At 50.1% G+C, this 15266-nt stretch carries 13 protein-coding genes; 9 read left to right on the forward strand and 4 right to left on the reverse strand.

The window, feature by feature from the left end; all coding sequences use genetic code 11:
- The first annotated feature begins 19 nt into the window (after positions 1 to 19).
- From ACFFJP_RS08325 to ACFFJP_RS08335, 3 genes are all read left to right on the forward strand, one after another.
- A complete protein-coding gene (locus ACFFJP_RS08325; protein ID WP_377242337.1) occupies positions 20 to 2044 on the forward strand; it encodes a S9 family peptidase in 2025 nt (674 codons plus the stop codon).
- Positions 2045 to 2231: 187 nt separating this feature from the next.
- A complete protein-coding gene (locus ACFFJP_RS08330; protein WP_377242339.1) occupies positions 2232 to 4184 on the forward strand; it encodes a methyl-accepting chemotaxis protein in 1953 nt (650 codons plus the stop codon).
- A gap of 13 nt (positions 4185 to 4197) precedes the next feature.
- Positions 4198 to 4560: an MmcQ/YjbR family DNA-binding protein gene (locus ACFFJP_RS08335; protein ID WP_377242341.1), complete on the forward strand. Its 363-nt coding sequence runs from the start codon at positions 4198 to 4200 to the stop codon at positions 4558 to 4560.
- Here the strand turns inward: ACFFJP_RS08335 and ACFFJP_RS08340 are convergent, their stop codons facing one another.
- The 3 genes from ACFFJP_RS08340 to asnB all read right to left on the reverse strand — a co-directional run bounded on the left by ACFFJP_RS08340 (position 4561) and on the right by asnB (position 8730).
- Positions 4561 to 4803, reverse strand: a complete 243-nt coding sequence (locus tag ACFFJP_RS08340) for a VF530 family DNA-binding protein (protein ID WP_377242343.1) — start codon at positions 4801 to 4803, stop codon at positions 4561 to 4563.
- Positions 4803 to 6869 carry a YjiK family protein gene (locus ACFFJP_RS08345; RefSeq protein ID WP_377242345.1) on the reverse strand — a complete coding sequence of 689 codons (2067 nt, stop codon included), beginning with the start codon at positions 6867 to 6869 and terminating at the stop codon, positions 4803 to 4805. The genes ACFFJP_RS08340 and ACFFJP_RS08345 overlap by 1 nt, the downstream gene beginning before the upstream one ends.
- A gap of 196 nt (positions 6870 to 7065) precedes the next feature.
- Positions 7066 to 8730: an asparagine synthase B gene (gene asnB, locus ACFFJP_RS08350; protein ID WP_377242347.1), complete on the reverse strand. Its 1665-nt coding sequence runs from the start codon at positions 8728 to 8730 to the stop codon at positions 7066 to 7068.
- 168 nt (positions 8731 to 8898) lie between these two features.
- Here asnB and ACFFJP_RS08355 point away from each other — a divergent pair, with 168 nt between their 5' ends.
- The 5 genes from ACFFJP_RS08355 to ACFFJP_RS08375 all read left to right on the forward strand — a co-directional run bounded on the left by ACFFJP_RS08355 (position 8899) and on the right by ACFFJP_RS08375 (position 12825).
- Positions 8899 to 9744, forward strand: a complete 846-nt coding sequence (locus ACFFJP_RS08355; protein ID WP_377242349.1) for a DUF3025 domain-containing protein — start codon at positions 8899 to 8901, stop codon at positions 9742 to 9744.
- Between the two features lie 34 nt (positions 9745 to 9778).
- Positions 9779 to 10564 carry an ABC transporter ATP-binding protein gene (locus ACFFJP_RS08360; RefSeq protein ID WP_377242351.1) on the forward strand — a complete coding sequence of 262 codons (786 nt, stop codon included), beginning with the start codon at positions 9779 to 9781 and terminating at the stop codon, positions 10562 to 10564.
- The gene (locus ACFFJP_RS08365; RefSeq protein ID WP_377242353.1) at positions 10564 to 11766 is read left to right on the forward strand and encodes an ABC transporter permease; all 1203 of its coding nucleotides are present in this window, start codon (positions 10564 to 10566) and stop codon (positions 11764 to 11766) included. Before ACFFJP_RS08360 ends, ACFFJP_RS08365 begins: the two co-directional genes overlap by 1 nt.
- A gap of 8 nt (positions 11767 to 11774) precedes the next feature.
- On the forward strand, positions 11775 to 12524 hold the full coding sequence (locus tag ACFFJP_RS08370; protein WP_377242355.1) for an NUDIX hydrolase: 750 nt from the start codon (positions 11775 to 11777) through the stop codon (positions 12522 to 12524).
- Between the two features lie 112 nt (positions 12525 to 12636).
- Positions 12637 to 12825 (forward strand): hypothetical protein, encoded by a 189-nt coding sequence (locus tag ACFFJP_RS08375; protein WP_208931155.1) that lies wholly within the window; start codon positions 12637 to 12639, stop codon positions 12823 to 12825.
- A gap of 95 nt (positions 12826 to 12920) precedes the next feature.
- On the opposite strand, the gene rimO is transcribed toward ACFFJP_RS08375, so the two are convergent.
- Complete coding sequence (rimO, locus tag ACFFJP_RS08380) at positions 12921 to 14234, reverse strand: 30S ribosomal protein S12 methylthiotransferase RimO (RefSeq protein WP_377242357.1); 1314 nt, start codon at positions 14232 to 14234, stop codon at positions 12921 to 12923.
- 253 nt (positions 14235 to 14487) lie between these two features.
- Between rimO and ACFFJP_RS08385 the strand changes: the two genes are divergently transcribed.
- The gene (locus ACFFJP_RS08385; protein ID WP_377242359.1) at positions 14488 to 15033 is read left to right on the forward strand and encodes a hypothetical protein; all 546 of its coding nucleotides are present in this window, start codon (positions 14488 to 14490) and stop codon (positions 15031 to 15033) included.
- Positions 15034 to 15266: the final 233 nt, after the last annotated feature.

Below are 15266 nucleotides of genomic sequence, written 5' to 3' on the forward strand. Positions count from 1 at the left end.
GCGACAACGGAGTATCCAGATGAAAGCTTGGGGAATTCTGGTCAGTGCCTTGCTGGTAGCAGCAGGGGCACAGGCGAAAACCAATCTGACGATTGAGCACTTAAACAAACTGAACAAAATTTACGACGTCCAGGTGTCACCAGATGGCCGGTATGTGGTCTATGGCCAGAAAAATGGTGGTCTTGCGCCCGCCGATACCACGGCTGACCTGTATGTACTTGATGTGCAGGATGGCAACAAAGTGCGCCGTCTGACTGAAAGCGCCGGTCGCGAGCACGATGTGCGTTTTAACGCTGACGGTACCGCTTTGTACTTTTTGGCCGATCGCTCCGGTTCCAGCCAGCTGTGGCGCTTGCCACTGACCGGCGGCGAAGCCCGTCAGGTGACTGATTTGCCACTTGATGTGCAGGGTTACATGGTGTCGGCAGATGACAAAAAGTTAGTGCTGACACTCGACGTGAAACCCGGTTGTAAAGATCTGGCCTGTACCGTTGCACACAACAAAACCACAACAGAGAAAAAAGACAGCGCCACTGCTTATGATTCCTTGATGGTTCGACATTGGGATACCTGGGAAGATGGTCTGAAGAATCATTTCTTCGTGGCGGACCTTGGTGAAACAGCGGTCAAAGATGCCAAAGATTTAATGCCGGAATGGGATACAGATGTTGCTGGTACCAGCGAAGCTGCATTTACCCCAGACGGCAAGAACCTGGTGTTCAGTGCCAAAATTCCAGCTGTTGACCAAAGCTGGCACACCAATTTTGACATTTTTCAGGTGTCTCTGAACGGTGGCCAGAAAATCAATCTGACCAAAGACAATCCAGCCTGGGACGCCAAACCCAAATTCTCCGGCGATGGTCGTTATATGGCGTATCTGGCGATGAAAAAGCCAGTGTATGAAGCCGACCGCTTTGGCCTGATCCTGCTGGATTTAGTCACAGGCGAGCGCAAAGAACTGGCGCCGCAGTGGGACCGTTCGGTGGAAGACTATGTGTTTGCGCCGGATAACCGCACCGTTTATGTCACAGCGCAGGACTTAGGGCAAAAAGGCATTTTTGCCATTGACCATGCGTTTGGTGAAGTCAGTAAAGTTTATAGCAACGGCAGTGCCGGTGACGTTGCAGTGCGCGGCACCAATGTATTTTTCACCAATCACCAGCTCAATGCGCCATCTGACATTTATCAGCTGAAAAACAGCGGCGGCGAAGCCTACCCGTTGACGCAGGTCAACGCATTGACACTCAAAGACATCCAGCTGGCTGAGTTTGAGCAATTCAGTTTCCCGGGCGCCAATGATGAGACAGTCTACGGCTACTGGATGAAACCATGGAACTTTGAAGCGGGTAAAAAATATCCGATTGCATTTATTGTGCACGGTGGCCCGCAAGGCAGCTTTGGCAATATGTTCAATAGCCGCTGGAATGCGCAGTTGTGGGCAGCGCAAGGCTATGGCGTCGTGATGATCGATTTCCATGGATCTACCGGTTATGGCCAGGCTTTTACTGATTCGATTGCGCGGGATTGGGGTGGCAAGCCGCTGGAAGATCTGAAGAAAGGTATGGCGTTTATCACTGAACAGCAGCCATGGCTGGATAAGGACAATGCGTGTGCATTAGGTGCGTCTTATGGCGGTTTTATGATGAATTGGATCGCTGGCAACTGGACTGATGGGTTTAAATGTCTGGTGAATCATGCCGGTTTGTTTGATATGCCAAGTTTTTACGGCAGCACTGAAGAACTCTGGTTCCCGGAACATGATATGGGTGGCCCAGTTTGGGATAAAGCGGCGGACTATCAGAAGTTTAATCCAGCTGCTTTTGTCGATAACTGGAAAACGCCGATGCTGGTTATCCATGGCCTGAAAGACTACCGCGTGCCTTATGCACAAGGGCTTGGGGCATTTACCACGCTGCAGCGTAAAGCGATCCCGTCCCGTCTGGTGATCTTCCCGGATGAGAACCATTGGATCTTGAAACCTGCCAATGCCGAGCGTTGGTATAACGAGATCTTCAGCTGGATGAAACAACATACGGCAAAATAGTCAGTATTTTTTACAACAAAAGCCCGCTATCAGCGGGCTTTTGCTTAATAGCGCACAAAAACAGCGCATAAATAATAAATACGTTACAAAACAGTGTGGTGAAGTTGCAATTCAAAAGTGCTTGTATATGCTGAAGGGAAAGGTGTTTAACCTTTTGGAACACCACCCGACATAAGGATATGTGGATATGCGCTTCACCACTAAAATCAGACTGATTAGTCTGATCACCGCTTTAGTTCCATTAATTGTTGCTACCTTCATTGTTACTCTGCTGGCCCGTGCTGAATTATTCAGTCAGGCCGAGGCCAAATTGACGGCTGTACGTGAAATCAAACAGCGTCAGATCGAAGCCATGTTTCAGGATTTTGCTGCAGGTTTACAAACAATCAGCGCAGTTGTTGTTGCCGACCTCAATCCCGAACAGCCGCTCGCTTTACACAACTCCCTGAAAGCGATTGGGAAGGAGTTGGGGTTTTATGATGTGTTTGTCATTGCCCCCGACGGACTCGTGATCTATAGCGCGGCACGCGAGGCCGATTTTCAAAGTAATTTAATCAACGGCCCTTATGCCAACTCCAATTTAGCCAAAGTGTTTCAGCGCTCACGTGTAAAGACACAGCAAGTTGTACTGGAAGACTTCCAGCCATATGCGCCTTCTAAAGGTGAACCTGCAGCATTCATGGCCAAAAGCCTCGAGATTGGTCATCAGCAATACGTGGTAGCAGTACAACTTTCCATCGATAAAATTAACGCTGTGATGCAGGTCCGCGAGGGGATGGGGCAGACCGGTGAGAGTTATCTGGTTGGTCCCGATCAACGCATGCGCTCCGACTCTTATCTGGACAGCCGCAATCGAACAGTACGGGCGTCTTTTGCTGGCGCTGTTAGCACACACGGCGTTGACACTGCAGCAGCCAACGCTGCTTTAAAGGGCCAGGCCGGTCTTGTGTATATCGATGATTATAATGGCAATCCAGTAGTGTCGGCTTTTGCTCCCGTGGATGCGTTTGGTTTGCAGTGGGCATTGCTCGCTGAAGTTGATGTGGCGGAGATCGCAGCACCAGCTCAGCGCATGTTGTGGATTGGTTTGCTCGTAATTGTTGTGGCCATTGTTGCGGCCGTATTGGTGGCGAAACTGGTCACTGCTTTTGTGTTAAATCCGTTGGGCGGTGAACCGGCCGAAATGGTCCATTTGACCAGTGTTATTGCAAATGGTGATCTAACCATGGCGTTGCAGGCCAAATCGTCTTCGAGTCTGATGGGGTGGTTAGGCCGGATGCAGCAACAGCTTCGGCAGATCGTCAGTCAATTGGTTGGCGTCGGCCAAGCGCTGGAAATGGCGGCTGCGGCAAACTCGGCCGCGATGACTCAGGCGGATGGTAGTATGCAGCTGCAAGCCCGCGAAACCGAAATGCTGGCAACCGCGGTCGAAGAGATGAGTTATGCCGCCGCCGAAATTGGTAGTAACACGGTGAAAGCGGCAGACGAGGTCAATGGTTGCCAGCACAATGCAACGGCACTGAACCAGACGATTGGGCACGTCAGCTCAGGGCTGGATCGCACCATCAGTGCTTTTGACCAGATGCGCGGACAGGTCAATCAGCTTGATCAGGACAGTCAGAAGATTGCATCTGTAGTTGCTGTGATCACAGCGATTGCCGATCAGACCAACTTACTGGCGTTAAATGCGGCGATTGAAGCGGCGCGCGCTGGTGAGCAAGGGCGTGGTTTTGCGGTCGTTGCTGATGAAGTACGCCAGCTCGCCGGAAAAGTGCAGCTAGCGACGCGTGACATCGCGCAGGTGATCCAGGGCATTTTACAAATCTCCGCCCATCTATCGGGGAGCAGTGATGCATGTGCTGATATTGCCCATAGCGCGAAAACAGAAGCGGAACAAATGTTGGGCCAGGTGAGCCAGATTAATGAACGACTGCAGTCGCTGAAAGGCTTGATGGCGCAAACCGCCACAGCAGCAGAAGAACAAACCAGTGTCAGCGCGACCTTAGCCCGTAGTGTTTCCAGTCTGAGTGCGGCCGCGGAAGAAAACAGCACAGCGATCAGTGAAGTGGCGCACAATACCCAGAGTTTGCTGGGCCTTGCTAATGAGCTGGGGCTGACGGTCGGCCAGTTTAAAGTCTGATGGTGGTTGTGCGATGAGTTTTGATTTTACTGCGGCACGTAATTATTGTCTGGAACAGCCCGGTAGCTGTGAAGATTTCCCGTTTGGACCAGATATCTACGTGTATAAATCGCAGACCAAGATTTTTGCGATCCTGACAGAAAAAGACGCGCTGGCCCGGATTAATCTCAAAGCGGATCCCACCGAAGCGTTGATGTTACGCCAACTATTTGCTGCGGTGACACCCGGATATCATATGAATAAAACGCACTGGAATACGGTGCTGCTGGACGGAACTGTGCCGGTGAATGAAGTTAAACGGCAAATTGATAATTCTTGGGCGTTGATCCAGCCCAAACGGCGCCGAAAAGTAACACAAAATCCAGCGGCAGATTAATTACGCCTGATCTGTTTTTTGATATAGGCGCTGGCGGATAAACAGTTGTTCGATTTCAGTGCGGGCCCAGGGGGTTTTGCGTAAGAATTTCAAACTGGAATTGATGCTCGGGTCATTGGTGAAACAATTCAGTTTGACTTGTTTTGCCAGGCCAGTGAAGCCACCATTCTGTTCAAGCAGTAATTCAAGGATCTGCTGCAGAGTAAAACCATGTAACGGATTTTTTGGTTGTGGCGTAGACATCAGGGTTTAACTCCGGTTTTGGCAGATTCAACCGGTTTGACCGGCTCAGCTAGAGGGTGGGCTGGCACGACGGGGATCTGAGGGCGCTGACCTGCCGGGGCAAACAAAGAGCGCCAGATGCCGCCAAGTTTTTCGTCTTCGCTGCCAACCGACAGACTGGAGCCCGGCAGCAATGGACTTGGTGCCGCCAGTCCCTCAATTTTCAACCCATCCAATTGCCAGAAAATCCGGCTGGCAGCCAATAGCCTTACCGGCTCGATGGCCTGAGGGTCAACCAATGCCACTTGATAAATAAAGGAACTGAACGGACCAGCGGCGCCGGCTTCGCGCACTGCGCTGGCCCAAAGCACGTTAGATTCCAGATATAGATCGGCGATATCACGTTGAAACGGTTCATTATGATCCGGCACTGGTGGTACTACAGCTAAACGTTGTGGCGACCATAAGATCTGCCCGGCAGCGATATCAAAATCGCCGTGCACCAAACTGCCGCGACGTTGTTCACCACCGCGCTCACCTAACACCAGTAAATAGCGGTTCGCCGCTTTTTGTGCACAGACCAATCCTTCGAACTGGTCACCTTGTTGTTGCGGATTGTTATCAGACAAGACCGGCATCGGATAACTGGCCAGCACACGTGCGTAGCTGGTCTGCAACAGCTGGATATGGAATAGCCGGCCGAATTCACCTTGCCAACTACCTGATTCTGCGATTAAAAATTCGTTTGGGCGACCGGGCAGGGCGCAAGCGCTTTCCAGATCATTTGACATCTGGTCTTCCGGCCAGTTGCTAACCGGGATCGGCTGATAACGCGGCGCTTTGTCGGCAAACACCTGCAATACACCTAAACGTTCGCCGGGATTGGAGATTTTTTTATCCTGCACCACCAGATAGCGGTCCGTGTCAATTTGCGCCATACCACTGATGCCAGGCAGCGAAGGTGTGGTTTGTGAGCGGCTCAGAGTGAACCAGCGTGGGTCGATTGGCATTTGAAACAACAGCGGCGCCATTTTCAAAAAATGCTGCGTGTTGACTTCACATTGCACATTGTCCGGATAGTGTTGCTTCCAAGGGTCGTTAGCCAGATACAACGTCTGACCGTGCACGGCGACGCCTTCCAGCGCGGTTTGCACTACGCGTTCATACACCGGACATAAACCTGAGTTGTCGGTACCGACAAAAAACTGTAATGGCTGCACAAAAGGCCGCACCCGGTTGGTCAGGTCAAATACCCATAATTCATCGTCATTGCGCGCTGCTGCAATCAGATAACCCGGATGGCCCGGCACCGGACTTGGCATAAAATCGAGGTCATTAATTGGATGGCCACGGTCATCCAGATCCGGCAAGCTCAGGTTTGCGTCTATGACTTTAATAAAATTATCACGGGTCCAGAAATCCGGGGTAAGGCGGGTTTTAAAAATGGCAGGCAGTCCCGCCATGTTTTTTTCCAGACCAAGGTACAGGTTCTGATGATCATCAATCGCCAGGCCTTCGATGCCATCATTAGGTAAGTTACCAACATTCGCATCGGCCGGAAACTGCACTGGCCTTACCGCAGTAATTTGGGCACGGGTCAACGCAGCATCAATACTGATCTTCAGCAACAAAGTTGGATAAGAGGTTGAATTGGTTTGAGAAAACTTGCGGGCACAGGCCGGGCTCAGTTGGGCGCGACTCGCATCTTCAGTCACCGTAATGAGTGTCTGCGGATCGATTCGGTCCCAGGTCAGTGCTTCTAAATCGGGAGAATTTGCCAGATAGTCGCCAAAACAGCTTTTGCGTACCTCATCTGACAAAGTAATCGGGATCGGTGCCGTAATAAAACGACCGGTATCAGGGGCCAGACGGAATATTTTCATCCGCAGATCAGGGGCGGCACTTTGATCGCCGAGGCTCAAAAGTTCCCCGTTCCACCAAGTCAACCCTGACGTTTGCGGATCGGCCAGACTCTGGCCCTGCAAATCCATGATCCATTGCCCGGTTAAGGCCTGACTGGCGTTGACAGCTGGGGTATAAATGGCAATAAAAGCAAAACAATACAGAGATTTAACTAACAGATTCATGGTGCTCTCAACAGTGCGTCAGTTGGAATAACTGCAGGCGGCTCTGACAACAAAGCGGCTAATTTAGCAGAAATTCGCCAGCCGGAATACAGCAGTGAGAGAAGTGAATGCAGGACTGCGACGAAATCGGCCTGAACGGCGCTGAACAGGTGCAGAAAAAACAACCCCGGCACTGAGCCGGGGTTGTTTGGGCGATTTAGTAACCTTGTTCGTGTACGTCGCGGACGGCGCGTCCCGACGGGTCAGTCAGTTGCGCCATTTTTGCATCCCAAGCTAAGGCTTCAGGAGTTGAACAGGCAACTGACTTGCCACCTGGCACACAAGCAATCGCAGCCGGATGCGGGAAATGTTCCTCAAAGATGGTGCGGTACAAATAGCCTTCTTTGGTATCCGGAGTATTAACCGGGAAGCGGAAGCTGGCGGTGGCCATTTGTTGATCCGACACTTCTTTTTCGGCGAAGGCTTTTAAGCTGTCAATCCAGCTGTAACCAACCCCGTCAGAGAACTGCTCTTTTTGCCGCCATAAAATTTCTTTTGGCAGCAGCCCTTCAAACGCCTCACGCAGGATATGTTTTTCCATTTTGCCGTTGCCACACATTTTGGCTTGTGGGTTCAGGCGCATCGCGACATCCATAAAATGCTTGTCAAGGAATGGCACCCTGGCTTCAATACCCCAGGCCGACATCGCTTTGTTGGCGCGGTTACAGTCGAACATGTGTAAGCGGTCCAGTTTGCGCAGGGTTTCCTCATGGAACTCTTTAGCATTCGGCGCCTTGTGGAAATACAAATAACCACCAAAGATCTCATCCGAACCTTCACCAGACAGCACCATCTTGATGCCCATCGCTTTGATTTTACGTGCCATCAGATACATCGGCGTCGAAGCTCGGATAGTGGTCACGTCATAAGTTTCGAGGAAATACACCACGTCACGCAGTGCATCGATACCTTCCTGCACCGTGAAGTTCACTTCATGGTGTACGGTGCCGATAGCGTCAGCGACAGTACGGGCAGCTTTTAAATCCGGCGATCCAGGCAAACCAACTGCAAAAGAGTGCAAACGTGGCCACCAGGCTTCAGAAGCACCATCGTCTTCGACGCGGTTACGGGCAAATTGCTGTGTGATGGCTGAGATCAGGCTTGAATCCAAACCACCTGATAACAACACACCATATGGCACGTCCGACATCAGGTGACTTTTCACTGACTGTTCCAACGCCGCTTTGAGTTCGCCGAGGTCTGCCGGATTATCTTTGACGGCGTCATAGCTCATCCAGCTACGCTGATAGTATTTCACCAGCTTACCGATCTTCGAATCAAAATAATGTCCAGGCGGGAATTCCTGCATTTGTTTGCAGACTGGCACTAAAGCCTTTAATTCCGACGCGACATACAGCTGGCCATGCTCGTCATAACCGTAATACAGCGGAATAATGCCAATATGGTCGCGGGCGATCAGATAACGCTGCTGTTCGGCGTCATACAGAATAAAGGCAAACATCCCCTGTAACTGGTCAATAAACTCCGCACCATGCTCTAAGTACAGCGGTAGGATCACTTCACAGTCCGATTTGGTTTGGAAGCTGTAGTCGACGGTTAAATTCTTCTCTAAATTCTTGTGATTATAAATCTCACCATTCACTGCCAGAATGTGATTTCGATTTGGGTTAATCAGCGGTTGTGCACCGTTCTCAGTATCTACAATCGCCAGACGTTCATGTACGAGGATGGCATTATTATCATTCCAGACCCCAGACCAGTCAGGACCGCGGTGGCGTAATAACTTAGATAACTGTAGCGCCTGCTGACGCAACGCTTTAACATCCGTTTTGATGTCAAGCACCCCAAATATCGAACACATGGTAAAAACTCCGTATTGGTTAATCCGAAAAAAATCATTTCATTTGGCAGTATGTACGTTTAGACGTACCTCCCTGACTCTGCCAGCATGGGCAGAAATTGCAAGCGCTTTTTGCCGCTTTTTGCAAAGTAACCAGGCCTGGAGCCTTTCAGTGGTGCGGTCAAACTAATGATAACTACGAAAAATCAACGTTTTGTTGCGCCAGAGCAATGGGATGCGCAAATCCTCTTCGATCATCCGGCATACCGGTGGCTGTGCGCGGCATTGCCGCTGGCGACGCAAACGAATTTTCCAACACCGGCAGTGCTGACTGACTGGATAAAGCAATTACATCCGGATAGGGCGGTCGGCTTTGTGGATACGGCGACATGCCAGCAAGACCCGCGTTATTACGAAGTGTTTATCGCCGACACTCAACAGGTGCCGACTCGCCCGGACAACTGGCATGATTTGTTTGGAGCCTGTATCTGGACGTTGTTTCCTCGCAGCAAACAAGCGCTGAATCAGCGCCACCTGAGCGAAATCGCTTTGCATGGCAGTAAAAACCGTTCACCACTGCGCCACCAACTGACATTATTTGATGAATGTGGTGTCTTGTTGCTATGTCCGCCAGATCAGCAGGATCTGGTCGACGCGTTACGCGCGCATCAGTGGCAACACGCATTCTGGTTACAGCGGGACCGCTGGCATCACTGTAGCGGAGTGACGCCGCTGATCTTTGGTCATGCTAATTATGAAATGCTGACCCGGCCTTTTATTGGTCTGACGGCCAAATTGTGGCCACTGCCAGTCCCGACAGAATTCTGTGATTGGCCATTGCCGCAACAACTTGATTTCGTTGATACTGCGCTAAGTAAACAAATTGCAGAATTCACGTTAACTGATTTTCGCCAGCAGATGAGTCCTTTACCATTACTGGGCATTCCCGGTTGGTATCAGGATTTGCAGACTGTAACCTTTTATCAGGATGTCAGTTATTTCCGGCCAAAACGGCAAGCGCCTGTCATTGGTTAGTGATACTGCACTCGCACAGGGAAACAATAAAAATATGATTGAGATCCGTCAGCTGGCAAAAGCTTTTGCTCTGGAAAAAGGCCAGAAACTCAGCGAAGCCGAATTACAGGATGTGCGTTACACCGGACGCAGTTTTTGTTCAGTCCGGGATGTCAGTTTTAATTGCAATAATGGTGAAGTCATCGGCTTGCTAGGACCCAATGGCGCCGGCAAGACCACCACGCTGCGCATGTTATCCACTGCGTTAAAGCCTGATGCCGGCACGATTCTGCTTGATGGCAAAGATATACTGCGCGAGCCCGTGTTGGCGCGCCGCAGCATCGGGTTTTTATCCAGCAATACCGGCCTGTATGGCCGGCTGACGGCTTTTGAAAACGTCGCATATTTTGCCCGCCTGCATGGCATGACAGAAGTTGCTTTGCGTCAGCGTATCGACGAGTTGTTTACGCTGCTGGATATGCATAGTTTTGCCAGCCGCCGCGCCGAGCTGATGTCTTCCGGTATGAAACAAAAAACCGCCATTGCCCGCGCAGTGGTGCATTCTCCCGCGTTAGTGGTGTTGGATGAACCAACCACTGGTCTGGATATTATGACAACACAAACGGTGCTGGATTTTATCCATTCGTTAAAAGTGGCCGGCACTCCAGTGATTTTCTCGACACATCACTTGGATGAAGTCAGCAGTCTATGTGACCGCGTTGTAGTGATTAACCAGGGGATCAGTGCCTTTAACGGCAGTCTGGCGGCATTTCGCCAGTTAAGTTCGGACGGAGATTTACGTCAGGCGTTTATGTCAGTGATCAAGCAGGAGTCAGTCTGATGTGGCAAGTGTATCTGAAAGAATTATTAGAGTTGAGCCGGGATCGTAAGACCTTAATGTTTGTGATTTTACTGCCTGTGCTGATTTTCCCAGTTATTTTTGGTTTGCTTGGCCTCGTGGCAGCCAACGTCACTGCCAGTGCGCAGGCTGAAGAGCACAAATACGTCATTATTAATGCTGACAAAGCACCGGCTTTTGCCGAGCAGCTGTTTTATCACAAGAATTTTAAACAGGTTTCGACAGAATTGGCCGAACCTGAAGCGCTGCGCCAAGCCATTCGTGACGGGCAGTTTGACCTCGCGGTCATCATTCCGGCCGATTTTGCTGCCGGCTCAACTGAATTGGCGCAGAGCCAATGGACGGTGATTTATAACACTGCGCCAGTGCTTGATTTAATCGGTAATTATCTGAAAGATTTAGTGAAAGACTACAGTCGACAGCTACAGCTGGCGCGGCTTGAGGCGGTGGGTGTCACAGGTAAACAGGTTGACGCGGTCTTAGAGCCAGTGCAGATCAATAAAGTATCGAGCGCGGAAAACCGTGAAAATTTGGGTGAAAAACTGGGCGGCTGGATTGCCTATCTGTTGGTGCCGCTGTGCTTTATGGGCTGCTCTTACCCGGCAATTGATATCGCTGCCGGTGAAAAAGAGCGGGGTACGCTGGAGACTTTGTTAATTTGTCCAATCAGCCGCACCAGCCTGGTACTTGGCAAATTTTTGACGGTACTGACCACTGGATTGGCCACGGCTTTGATTACAGTATTGAGCTTTGGTGGCTGGGGCTATCTAATAGGCTCGCTGGCTGGCGTCGATGTTGTCGCTAAGGCAATGTCCGCGCTCGGTTTTGGCGATTTGATGTTGATCCTCGCGATGTTGATCCCGCTGACGATGATTTTTGCCAGTGCGTTGTTGTCGCTGTCGATTTATGCCCGTAGCTTTAAAGAAGCGCAAAATTATATCGGTCCGATGAGTATTTTGGTGTTTGTGCCGCTGGCGTTGGCATTGCTACCAGGCGTTGAACTGAACTGGAAAACGGCATTGATCCCAATGACCAATATCTCTTTGTGTATTAAAGAACTGGTGAAAGGCACCATCGATATGGGCATTTTAACACTGGTGATCGCTTCCACTGTGGTACTGGCTGGCGTATTGATTGCGTTTTGTGTCAATTGGTTCCAGCGTGAGAAGGTGTTATTCCGGTGATAAGTCTGATGCTGACAACAAATCCTTATGGTGCGGCCGTATTGGCTGGCGGCAGCCTCCAGACTGCCGGCATTAGTGTCGATGCGTTTGCACAATGGCTGAATAACGACTTGGCAGCGCTGGCAGAGGTTTATAAGTTGTGCTGGCTGACCTTCAACGCTGCAGAAACCGCTTTTATCGCACCGGCACTGCAACATGGTTTTGTCTATCACCATGTGCAGGGTACTGACATCACTTTAGTCAAACGCCTGCAACATGACGCCTATTTGCCGCTGGCGGCCACCCATAGTATTGGTGTTGGTGCTGCAGTGTTTAATCATCTTGGCCAGATTTTACTGGTGCGTGAATTACCATTGCCTGGCAAAAAACCGGGGTACTTTAAATTGCCTGGCGGTATGGTGGAAACGCAGGAACATTTTGTCGAGGCGCTGCAGCGGGAAGTGTTGGAGGAAACCGGGGTTGTCGCGGTTTTTCAGGGGTGGTTCGCGATGCGACATCACCATCAGGGCCAGTTTGGCGCATCGAATCTGTATCTGGTGGCCAGACTGAACAGTCAACAAACCGATGTGAGTCCCGATCTGCACGAAATTGCGGAAGCCGCCTGGTTTGACCCGCAAGCATTTTTGGCAGATCCGCTGGCCCACCCATATAACAAGCTGTTAGTGCAGGGCGCGCTGGACAGTCCGATCTGGACCGCACGGGAATTGCCCGCGTATCAGGCTGGCCCGTTGGGTTTTGAGCTGTTTCAGGGCTTTTAAAATAGATCCTGTTACGATCCAGAGGCTTATAAACTTCTGCAGATTTATGCTTGAAAAACGACCAGCGCTTAGGCAGGATTTGATATCCCTACAGCCAACAGGAGTCGGGCCCATGACCTCTGAATTCGTCAAGAAAATCCATTTGGAAACTGCACAGCGCTATCAGGCGCAAGGCTATAACCGGGACGCGTTAATCTCGCATTTTCGCAAAGTGGCACTGGACGCCGATGAAATCAATGAGCTGTTAGATGCGCTAGAACAGCAACCCTGGGCAGAACAGCCATTTCGGGCCCGCAGATAATCAACAAATCGCGTTAGCTCAGCATGGCTGACGACGTCGAGAGTAAATAAAAAAAAACCGCCGTTTGGCGGTTTTTTTATGATACGCAAAGCAACTTAAAGCCGGTTGGCCCACAAGTCGTATTCGTCAGCAGCTTCAACAACCGCTTTCACCACGTCGCCGGGTTTCAGCGACGTTTCTCCATTTAAATAGACCGCGCCGTCAATTTCCGGTGCGTCGGCGAAACTGCGGCCAATGGCGCCTTCGTCATCCACTTCATCAATCAGGACGTCGATAGTGCGGCCTATTTTCGCTTGCAAACGTGCTGCACTGATCTTTTGCTGTGTTGCCATAAACCGATGATATCGGTCTTCTTTGACTTCTTCCGGCACTGGATCCGGTAATTCGTTAGCTTTTGCGCCTTCGACCGGGCTGTATTTAAAACAACCGACGCGGTCAAGCTGTGCTTGTTCGAGGAAATCCAGTAATTCCTGGAACTCTTCTTCGGTTTCACCCGGAAAACCAACGATAAAAGTAGAACGGATCGTCAGTTCAGGGCAGATCTCGCGCCATTTTTTGATCCGCTCTAATGTACGCTCAGCCTGACCCGGGCGCTTCATCAGTTTCAGGATCCGTGGACTGGCGTGTTGAAATGGAATGTCGAGGTAGGGCAGCAGTTTTCCTTCAGCCATCAATGGGATCACATCATCCACATGTGGATATGGATAGACATAATGCAGACGTACCCAAATCCCCATAGCAGACAATGCTTCGCATAACGACTGCATGGAGGTTTTTACCGGCGCGCCATTCCAGAAGCCGGTACGGTGCTTCACGTCGACGCCGTATGCGCTGGTATCCTGAGAGATCACTAATAACTCTTTGACGCCAGCATTTTTCAGGCGCTGTGCTTCATCGAGAACCTCACCGATAGGGCGGCTGACCAGATCACCGCGCATTGATGGAATGATACAAAAGGTGCAGCGATGGTTGCAGCCTTCGGAAATCTTTAAATAGGCGTAGTGTTTGGGTGTCAGCTTAACGCCGGTATCCGGAACAAGCTGTTGGAACGGGTCGTATTTAGGCTTAGGCACGAATTGATGGACCTGCGCCAGTACGTTTTCATAGGCATGCGGTCCGGTGATACCGAGAACATTCGGGTGGACTTCACGAATTTCATCTTCACGAGCACCGAGACAGCCAGTCACAATAACTTTGCCATTTTCTGCTAACGCTTCGCCGATAGTGTCCAGTGATTCCTGGACGGCACTATCGATAAAACCACAGGTATTGACGATCACGAGTTCAGCGTCGTCGTAGCTTGGGACTATGTTGTAGCCTTCGATTTTGAGCTGCGTCAGGATCCGCTCAGAATCTACCAGGTTTTTGGGACAGCCCAGACTGACAAAACCAACTTTAGGTTGCGACATATTTCTTTATACCTTGGCGAAAATGGGGCGGTATTTTAAACCAATTCAACCCCACCTCACCAGCTGCATTTAGCAACGCTGCGATATTGCCGCGAAATAAACTGCAGGAACCGCATGATAGTCGTTGAAAAATTAACCGATTCGACAAAATGCAAGAAAATCGTTAATTAATGGCACCGTATATGCTTAATATTTTGCAGTCAAAAATGACTATCATAAAAAATAGAACCCTTCCTTAAATTCAGAGGTAACCATGTTTAAGAAAATGTTAATGACTATGTTTGGTCTGGCTATCGCGGCGGCTTCAGCGCTGACGCCTGCGCATGCTGGTTTGGTGATCAAACAGGATTTCTGGGGTAAAAACGCTGACAATAGCCTGGTGCTGTTTGGTCAGTTAGTGGTTGACCCAACACAGGCTGTGCAATGGTCTGGCAGCATCTATAAAGCTTACGGCTGGAGCAGTTTCAAACTGTTTGGTACTGACGTAGCAAAACCAGCCCCGCTGTTTGAAGCCGAATTTGACATGGATAATTTATACGCAGGTTTCAGCTTCCTGTCTTTTGACGTCAGCGATAGCAACAATCAATACAATTTCTTCGGCATTAACGATGTTGCCTTAGATCTCACATTCTTTGACTTACGCGATGCCTCTAAAGCATTCGATGATCCAGCTTCTGTGATCTTTACAGACGACACACTCGTCACCCCTGGTTCAACAGCAGTCAGCGCACCTGCTTCAGCCGCCTTGTTAATGCTGGGTTTTGCCGGATTGATGCTGCGTCGTCGTCAGGCAGTATAAGCCTGCAGTCGTTATATAGATTGTCAAAAAATTTTACAAAATAACAAAAACAAATCCGAAGTCAATTGTTAACAAAAATGCTGCAAGGCTACGTCAACACTACAAATGTAATTAATTGTGAGTTTTTGTGGGCGCTACAGAGTGTCGAAAAAATTGACAGTTACTGTTAAATGAAGTTTTCACGCTCGCCGGCAAGATACAGTCGCGACGTGACAACCGAATGACAATTACAG

This window comes from Rheinheimera tilapiae, from assembly GCF_042432165.1.
Taxonomy (GTDB): domain Bacteria; phylum Pseudomonadota; class Gammaproteobacteria; order Enterobacterales; family Alteromonadaceae; genus Pararheinheimera; species Pararheinheimera tilapiae.